General features: G+C 41.7%; 10 protein-coding genes. All 10 read right to left on the reverse strand.

The features are described 5' to 3' along the window. Positions 1 to 10: 10 nt before the first annotated feature. The 10 genes from ACQEXS_RS10900 to tssI all read right to left on the reverse strand — a co-directional run bounded on the left by ACQEXS_RS10900 (position 11) and on the right by tssI (position 8,772). Positions 11 to 718 (reverse strand): hypothetical protein, encoded by a 708-nt coding sequence (locus ACQEXS_RS10900; RefSeq protein ID WP_427013835.1) that lies wholly within the window; start codon positions 716 to 718, stop codon positions 11 to 13. Then, positions 715 to 1,194: a hypothetical protein gene (locus ACQEXS_RS10905; protein ID WP_427013836.1), complete on the reverse strand. Its 480-nt coding sequence runs from the start codon at positions 1,192 to 1,194 to the stop codon at positions 715 to 717. The genes ACQEXS_RS10900 and ACQEXS_RS10905 overlap by 4 nt, the downstream gene beginning before the upstream one ends. A gap of 60 nt (positions 1,195 to 1,254) precedes the next feature. Further along, entirely contained in the window at positions 1,255 to 1,428 is a 174-nt protein-coding gene (locus ACQEXS_RS10910) for a hypothetical protein (protein ID WP_427013837.1), read from the reverse strand. An 81-nt stretch (positions 1,429 to 1,509) separates the two neighbouring features. Continuing rightward, positions 1,510 to 1,968, reverse strand: a complete 459-nt coding sequence (locus ACQEXS_RS10915; protein WP_427013851.1) for a DUF2931 family protein — start codon at positions 1,966 to 1,968, stop codon at positions 1,510 to 1,512. A 47-nt stretch (positions 1,969 to 2,015) separates the two neighbouring features. Next, positions 2,016 to 2,225 carry a hypothetical protein gene (locus ACQEXS_RS10920; RefSeq protein WP_427013838.1) on the reverse strand — a complete coding sequence of 70 codons (210 nt, stop codon included), beginning with the start codon at positions 2,223 to 2,225 and terminating at the stop codon, positions 2,016 to 2,018. Between the two features lie 140 nt (positions 2,226 to 2,365). Then, a complete protein-coding gene (locus tag ACQEXS_RS10925; RefSeq protein ID WP_427013839.1) occupies positions 2,366 to 3,097 on the reverse strand; it encodes a DUF2931 family protein in 732 nt (243 codons plus the stop codon). 43 nt (positions 3,098 to 3,140) lie between these two features. Next, complete coding sequence (locus ACQEXS_RS10930) at positions 3,141 to 3,869, reverse strand: DUF2931 family protein (protein ID WP_427013840.1); 729 nt, start codon at positions 3,867 to 3,869, stop codon at positions 3,141 to 3,143. Position 3,870: 1 nt separating this feature from the next. Further along, positions 3,871 to 5,943: a phospholipase effector Tle1 domain-containing protein gene (locus ACQEXS_RS10935; protein ID WP_427013841.1), complete on the reverse strand. Its 2,073-nt coding sequence runs from the start codon at positions 5,941 to 5,943 to the stop codon at positions 3,871 to 3,873. Further along, positions 5,940 to 6,728: a DUF4123 domain-containing protein gene (locus tag ACQEXS_RS10940; protein ID WP_427010860.1), complete on the reverse strand. Its 789-nt coding sequence runs from the start codon at positions 6,726 to 6,728 to the stop codon at positions 5,940 to 5,942. Before ACQEXS_RS10940 ends, ACQEXS_RS10935 begins: the two co-directional genes overlap by 4 nt. Before the next feature lies 1 nt (position 6,729). Further along, on the reverse strand, positions 6,730 to 8,772 hold the full coding sequence (gene tssI, locus ACQEXS_RS10945) for a type VI secretion system tip protein TssI/VgrG (RefSeq protein ID WP_427013852.1): 2,043 nt from the start codon (positions 8,770 to 8,772) through the stop codon (positions 6,730 to 6,732). Positions 8,773 to 8,777: the final 5 nt, after the last annotated feature.

Below are 8,777 nucleotides of genomic sequence, written 5' to 3' on the forward strand. Positions count from 1 at the left end.
AACCGATAAACTATTGTTGCCCAGAATTTGGGTTTACTAGCTCTTGACGATAGTTTTCTCCGGCCAAGATGTTGTAGGTAATGGTAGTTTCATCTTCAAACTGAGAGAAGTCGAAGTAAACGGTATAAGCATTGAATACAATAGTGTCTGATTTCTTGTTTTTTATTTTTCCGTTCGTGTAAAAGCTACAAGCTAATCCAGAAGACCACTCTTGCAAATCCTCGTAATATCTGGCACGACAATCTCTTGCTTCTATAGTTGAGCTTAAATTTATAGGTTTATTGTTGTAACGTTCACCTGCTTGATAGATGCGTAATTGAGCAAACCCCACGCTATCAAAAGCGTTGTATGCTTCTACCGTAATATCTCTTAACTCAATAATGCAGTTTTGGCTATCCGTATACGTAGTATATGGGACTCTTAGTTCATAATGCTCGTCGTCTTCAGCGAAGTTTTGAGTGAAAAAAGTGGTGATTTTTCCTCCCTGATGCGCTTTTTGTCCAAACATATCGTAAGAATAAGATTCACAGTCATCACCACTGGCGATGTAGTTAGCCCAAGCTTTGATTGTCATGTTTGCTGGTTTTTCACCTGCGATACGAATGTAATTTTGTGGCGGCATACTGTTCGTAAAATAGCCCCCCCAATAAACGCTACCAACCAAAACAACCAGTCCAATGGGCCATATCCATTGTCGCTTTTTATTGAGTAAGGTCATTTGAGTTTCTCCTTAGTGTTTCCAGAAAGAGATTGATTAGCGAGTAATAATAAACTTAACGGCATGCGCTCAGGGGTATTCATTATACTGGAGAGTTCCGATAAAACTTGTTGATGATTTTTAAGCTGTTCGTCCAACACCGATTTCTCTTTCTCAATAGAGCATTTTTTCGCTTCCACAATGGGAGAGTAAGGCATGCCCCGTACTTTAATCCACTCCAGCCGCACGGCTGAGTAACTTTGTTGCAATTCTGAAATTTTATTGTTGAGGTAAGTAATGGCACCTTGGTAATTCTCATACAAACTTTCTTTACTCAGAGTTTGTAGTTGAGTCCATAAGTTAGGGATATAAAACTCCATACCATGATCACTGATAGAAGCGTCAAACAATCCATCAACTAATGCAACCGAATCATTGTTTGCCATTTTTGCTATATCGAGCATAGTGATTGAGTTTTCTTTGTTTTTCTGAGCCATCTTTAAGCTCAATAGAATAAATATTAGCGGCTTTTACCATGCCCTTTTCTGCCGCATATTTTAAGTATGGAAGTGCTTCTTGATGATACCGTTGCCAACGCAAAGTTTACCTTTTTCAAATGCCTGCTCAGCACTTAGATCACTTAAGCCATTACTAGCCGTCGCGCCACTGATAGCACAAGCCCACAAGGCTAAAACTACTCCAGACCGACGAAATACCTTCACCAACATCATTTATTCCCTAGCATGATTATTATGTTTGTATATTACTTCGAGTGACAAAGGCAGGCGATATCGCCTGCCTATTTGTGTGATTTAATTGTTCTTTGGCGGTTGCCATTCATAGACTTTGTTAACTTTATCCCAAGGAATAGGGAACAGTTTTGCTCCCTCAGCTTCAGCGCGCTTAGCTATCCTATCGGCATAATTTTTTTTGTATATTTCCGCATCATTCCCAAAAATGTCTCTATCCACCTCTGCATCGGGCTTTATTTCAGTTAGGTAAATATACTCACCGCAACCATCCAACCAAATCTTAGTATTTCCATTAGGAAGAAAACCAAAAATAATATCCGTGTTGTAACACGAATCGGTTGTGCCATCAGAAAAGTTAAAGATTCCTTGAGTTATCATCTGCTTTTTAACATTTTCTGATAAGTTGTATTTAGTCACATAAAACTTTGCATTCGTAAGCGATACCCAGTAAATATATATTGTATCAGGGAGCTGCCTAGCACCTGCAACTTGATCTTTCTCTGCGACGGGAGCCCCTATCCATCATAATCAGGATGCGTTCTTCTTACATAATCAAGCTTCGATCTTCACCAAAAGTGCATTTCATTGTGAATATAAGAAGTCCAATCTTGCTCCTCATTAATCCCATATGCTTGTGTCACTTTAACTGGATATAATGACGACATCGCGTAACCAATATGCCATTTAGGGAAATCTGTTTGAATATCAATGGCTTTTGAAAAAGCATTAATACTCACCGACAGCAACAAGCTCGCCAATAACACGACATATCTCATCTTAACTATCCTTCTTGCACGCAAAAATTTCACGAACATAAGTACTTCCTTCTTTATGAGGTTTATTCGCAATGGAATCGTCTGACGAATGGTGAATTAAACTTGCATTCCCGGCGCATGTTTTAAGTAAAAATGAGCTTCTAATGCAACTCAATAATGTTTTCTTTTGAGTAGATTTTATTAACCTTATCCCAAGAAACTGGGTCTATAACAACACCTGCATCTTCTGCTCTTTTTTGGATACGCTTAAAATACGATTTTTTCATATAATCTTCGATGCCAAAACCATTACTATCTTTATCTAAGATGCTGTCGGGCGCTAAGTCTGTTAAAAATATAAGTTCTCCACATCCTTTCAAAAAAACTTTGGCTTGACCGTTTGGGAAAAGACCAAATACAAATTCAATACGATAGCAAGAATCTATAGTCGCTCCATCACCTCTGGTATAGCTTGTCTCCATTCGCATTGCTTTCTTCACTGCATTACTAACTGGATACTTAGTCACATAAAACTGAGTATTAGCAAGCGAAACCCAGTATAAATATATTACTTCAGGTATATGGTTTGTTGGAGAAACCTGACGACTACGGATCATCGTATAATCTTGGATAGGGATACCAAATCCATCATACCTAGGGAATCTTTTGCGAACATTTTTAATATCAGTGACTCGCATAAATTGAGTAAAGTTGTGAAGAGAAGACGTCCAGTTTTCATGTTCATTGATACCATAGCTCTGTGTAACATTAACTGGGTATAGCGAAGGCGCAGCAATACTCACACGCCAGCTCGTTTCAGGGACGGAGGCAAAAGAAGTGCAGGAGCATAAAGTTAAAACCACTCCTGTTTGAAGAAAAACATTACTCAGCATTATTAATTATTGAGTCCTGTGAATATTAATTATTTTGTTGAATTTAATCAGACTTTAGATCTTGCCATTCATAGACTTTGTTAACTTTATCCCAAGGAATAGGGAACAGTTTTGCTCCCTCAGCTTCAGCGCGCTTAACTATCCTATCGGCATAATTTTTTTTGTATATTTCCGCATCATTTCCAAAAGTGTCTCTATCTACTTCTGAATCAGCAGCTATTTCTGTTAAGTATGTATATCCACCACAGCCATATAGCCATACTTTTGTATTACCATTAGGTAAAAAACCAAAAATGATATCGGTTCGATAGCATTCCCTATTCACCCCATCAAAACGAATATATTCATCCTTGATCATCATATTTTTTTTTATCTCATCCGTTAACTCAAACTTAGTCACATAAAACTTTGCATTAGCAAGTGAAGCCCAATAAATATAAACAAAGTCAGGTAGGCTTGTGGCTCCAGCGACTTGATCTTTTTTAGCAACAGGAGAACCAAGAGCAATTCCATATCCATCATAATCAGGGTGTGTTCTTCTTACATAATCAAGCTTCGATCTTCGCCAAAAGTGCATTTCATTGTGGATATAAGAAGTCCAATCTTGTTCTTCATTTATTCCATATGCTTGCGTAACTTTAACGGGATAAAATGACGACATAGCGTAACCAATACGCCACTTAGGTAGATCTTGGGGAATATCAGGAACCTTTGAAAAAGCATTAATACTCACCGACAGCAACAAACTTGCCAATAACACGACATATTTCATTTTAGCTATCCTTCTTACACGCAAAAACTTCACGAATATAAGTACTTCCTTCTTTATGAGGCTTATTAGCAATAGAATCATCTGACGAATGGTGAATTAGATTTGCTTTGGCGAAATCATTCATCATCTTACTATCTACAATTATGTCTGCTTCTGACACGTCTAAATCGGCTAGAAGCTCACCTTCTTTGGCTTTCTTAAGCGCATCTTTGCATATGTTTGCAAAAGGAACGCCACCTACCTGATTCGGTACTGAGTAAAAACTGTCGCCGTCCTCTATCCAAATCAGTCCATCATCATCATTGACCGGAACCTTTGCATATTCAGCAAAACCATACATAACCCTGAGATAAAGCCTAGAAAGATCACCTTCGACTCTACGTTTTAATTCAAGAGTACCAATCACATATGCCTGGTCATGACGACCTCGGTAAACAACCTTAGAATCGTCAATATGGAAGTCACTACTCTGCCATCCAAGCAGCTTTTCTTTTTCAATTACCGCCTCAAGTTTCTCTCTTACCTTTTTCTTAGTATTATCTCGACCAGAAATACCAACTCGTTCAGTAATCCTTTTAATTCGTTTACGCTCAAGTAAAGGTAATAGGTAATCTACCTTACCATTTGTCGAAATCTCTCTATACGCTTGCAAAGATTGATACCCTCCTCCCAAATCTGAGTGAGCGCCAGGAACGACAAATTCTAAAAAATGATCTGCTGGATTGATCTGGTTTAAACAGAAGTTATATCGATACTCAGTTTTCTTATGGGCAGTGATATGAACAACTCGTTCAATTCTTTCTGGATCAAGCCACAAACGGACACTCCCATTTCGATCATTATGAGGAGTGAAATCTAGTTTTCTAGGGTCAAAAATAGCTGCTACCGTATCAAACAAACCAATAAATTTAATATGACAAAATTCATTTTCACTCCAGTCGAAAGCATTGATTAAGCTGATCTTGTTCTGCTTACACGCCTTAACAAACTCCTTCGCAAACAATCCACTTTGCCCATCAATCACTACATTGGCAAAGTGCCGAGCTGCTGCTGCACCTCGACTAAAACCAAATGTATCCAACTCAACTTTTCTTATACCGTCAAATTGGTATTCTCGATAAGCATCTGATTCTTGTATTTTTATTATGTTTCTACATAACTGTTGAATGCCTGTTTCTACTTTAGCTTCCACGCCATAGTCACCCAACCCTGTTGCTTGTCCGATATATACAGACTCATCCGCAGGTTTTGTGTTGTCGACTTCATTGCCAGTGCCTATGCCAGTGATGTACTCAGATTGAATAAATGTATTAACCTCTGGAAGATAAATATCGTCTAGATACAAATCATGCAGTTTTTGAATATTAGTGAGCTCGTTGGATGCGCTACCATCCACTGCGTAATCTTCTTCCCAAAAGAAATGAAACTTCTCATCATCTGGGTAAGTGAACATATCGCTTGGCCAATCTGGTATCTTTTTATTCGCTTGAACGTAGTACTTATTGCGCCACTTCGAGTAATACTTATCTAACTCTTTTTTACCCCATTGGGCGCTATACGTATTGTTGCCTGTGCCATCAAAAAACATCCCAACACGTAGCGTAATAAAGTTATAAGCCCTTACACGCAATACATAAGATTTATTGGTGAGGAATCTTACTGAGTCCGCTTTCCCTTTTGTGTGGCGTTCGGGTAGCGAAATAGTGGTGGGGAGTTCGGTTAGATCGCCAGTTGTCACTGTAAAGTATTGCGCTAAGGAAGCTTCATGCCCTTCATAGGAATCCGCAAACTCTTCAACTGGATCACACTCTGTATTTTTTGCATGAGGACCAGCTTGTGCTTCTTTCACCCACTCTTCAGCATTGAGCACCAGCTTGACAGGTCCCGCAGGCAGGTCTTCTAGTAAGATAGGTTCTTCGCTAAGTGTTACGTCATGCTTTTTGTTCGTGGCATCAATGATGACACCTGCAACATTCTCAAACGGTTGGTTGTGCTCGTCTCTGATTAAGATTTCAATCCAATGACTCAGGTCTTCACAGGGCAAACAATATTCACTGGTACCGGTGGCTCTCATCCGATTTTCTCCTGAGTATTCATTAATTGTGATTGTTCATCCTGAGAGAGATGAAAGGCTTGCGTGATTACGCTTAGGTGGGTATTGGTTGCAGACATTAACGTCTTAATTGCAACGAACTCAATATCTTGAGCGGAAAGGTTTCGCTGTTGTGCTGACTCCATTGCAGTCAATAGTGTTTGATATGGGTCATCGAGCTGCGCCATCGAATCAGGTAGCTTTTGCCAAAAACGACGCTCCAGCGCTTTTGCGTGAGTCGTAACCTTGTACAAAGGAGCTAAATGTTTGGGTAGTATCTTCCACCATATTGCATCTTGATGCGCCCAATGCTCAGTCATATCAGAATCGTATTGTGCTAATTCCCCGTCATGGCAAATGGCAAGTTCTGACACACAACCAAGAAATGCGGAGCGCTCGCCCGCATCCATAGTTTCAAACATCGGGCTTAACACGTTAGTATCGTAAAAGCGAAACATCATTTCTTCACCTTCATACGCCGCAACAAGCAAGCTACGAAGGTGTTGAATAAGTGTTATCTGTTCAACCGAGGTACTCAGCCCGATACCAAAAGTAAAAACGTCATCGGCAAGCGATAACAGCTCTGAAGAAATTGGAAGTAACCAAGGGCTCAAATCCAGCACTTCTGAGAACTGTTCACCTTGGAATAATGGCATCGCGTCATCAATCGCTTTGCCATGGTTGGCTTGGATAACAGTTTGATACCCCTTTTTATCTACCAACCAGAAGTTATTTTGTTGCCTTGCAGAAAACCAAGCTTTTAGCACGTTAGGCCTCCTTCAAGGGACATGGTTTGACCATCGGCACATTGGCTTCTTCTGCCTGTAGTAACGCTTGGTAGTTGATCTTCGGCGCAGCAACTGGCGGCTCTAAAGATTCTAGCTCTCCCGGCAAAATTGCTTCACTGCCGCCATAACCACTACCACTTCCGGCACTACCTCCTGCATTGAGGTTAATTGCAGGACCAACAACATGAACACCGCCGCCATCCACTTTGACAAAACTGCCACCTGCTTTTAACGTCACTTCGGCCCCAGCTTCTACCACAATTTTTGCACCACTTTTAAGGTGAATTTCTCGCCCTGCATCGATGGCATATAAGCTGCCGATTTTCTGGTGAAGGCTGGCTTCTACAATTTCCGTTTTATCGCCTGTTACCTTTTCACGAGACTCACCATCCACCGTCACATGTTGGTTGTTTTTTACCTGCGTAAAGCTGTCATTCTCTACCGTCAGGTGTTTATCATGCTTAATGTGTGTGGTGTGGTCATTCTTGATTTCTGCATCAAAGTCTTTCTGAGCATGCAGGTAAACCTGTTCGACACCCGCTTGGTCTTCAAAGCTGATTTCGTTAAAGCCGCTACCTTGATGAGTTTCACTGCGTATCACGGTTTTGGTTTTATTGTCTGGTAGTGTGTAAGGTGAGGTGTTGGTCGCATGGTAGGTACGGCCAGTGATAATCGGCTGGTCCGGGTCACCGTTTAGGAATGAGACAATGACTTCATGGCCAATACGAGGGATTGCCATCATGCCGTATTGGCTGCCCGCCCAACCTTGTGAAACACGAACCCAGCACGAGCTCTTGTCATCTCCATTCGAATAGCGGTCCCAAGGGAAGTGGATTTTGACTCGGCCATGTTCATCACAGAAGATTTCTTCCCCTTCAGGGCCCACGACAGTGGCTATCATCGGGCCATCCACCTGAGGTTTACTTTGTGGGGTAGCCTGCCAAGTAATGTTCGCGGGCACCAGTTTGAACTGGTTGGTGTAAGTGGTGGTGCCGTTGCCCCCTTCTTCTTCCAAAGCTTGATGCTGAGTCCCTTGATGGTGAACCTGAACCACTAACCAGTCTCGGTTTAATGCCGTATCAAGGTGCTCTTGCAGGTCAAACTTGTAACCAGACTGAAGCTGCGGGTGGTTACTTTTCCCAGTTGCGGTATGGGCATCGCGTCTGAGGTAGTCTAAGCGGATTTGGTTAAACGCTTTGCCATTGTCATCATCTTTAAAGCGTCCCGGTGCATCAAAGTGTTCATACACATCAGTGCGTTGGTAAGCCATCTCAGTGCCAAGGGCTTGTTGCTCAAACCCATAAGCGGGCTTTTTAAAGCTGTAGTCTTTTAATGCGGTATGACTGACTTCCGTTTGAGTGTGGGTTTCTAGTTGAGAGATGTAAGGCGTATCAATGGCGCCGCCACTTAACACGTTGTAAGGGACAGGCAAACCAAGTTGAGGGAGGCTTTCACTGGAATCAGTAAACAACAGGGTGTGTTTACCTTCTTCATGGATAAAGCTGTACACTAAACCTTCTTCGGCCGCTAAGCGATGGAGAAAGTCTAAATCGGTCTCTCGGTACTGAACACAGAACTCACGCTGAGCACAGTCACGCTTTAAGGAAAAGGCATAGTCATTAATCCCCATTTCCTGAAGCAGGACAGAGAGGATTTCAGGGACGGTTTTTAACTGGAAGATACGGCTGTTATGGCGCAGGGATAAACGTTCAAGGGCAGGAACTAAGGTTAAGGCATAGAAGGTATGATGATGGCCAGTATCACCCTTGGTGAAGTTACGGGCAATACCATGAACCCGTTGAACAATCTGACCATTGAGTTCAATTTCTAACTGAATGGCTTTATCCACCACTTGGTCTGCGGTGAGGTTGGCTTTACGGCTAGCCAGTGCCAGTTCATATCGGTAACCGTGACACAGGCTGCCATCATCCAAGCGACTTTGAGAAAGGGTGTCACTGCCATGATATTCCCGAACCACTAAGGTGCCGTCTTCTAGCCCATCGACGCGCAGATTGAAATTCAACGTTG

It is taken from the genome of Vibrio sp. TRT 17S01, from assembly GCF_050113695.1.
In the GTDB taxonomy this organism is placed as follows: domain Bacteria; phylum Pseudomonadota; class Gammaproteobacteria; order Enterobacterales; family Vibrionaceae; genus Vibrio.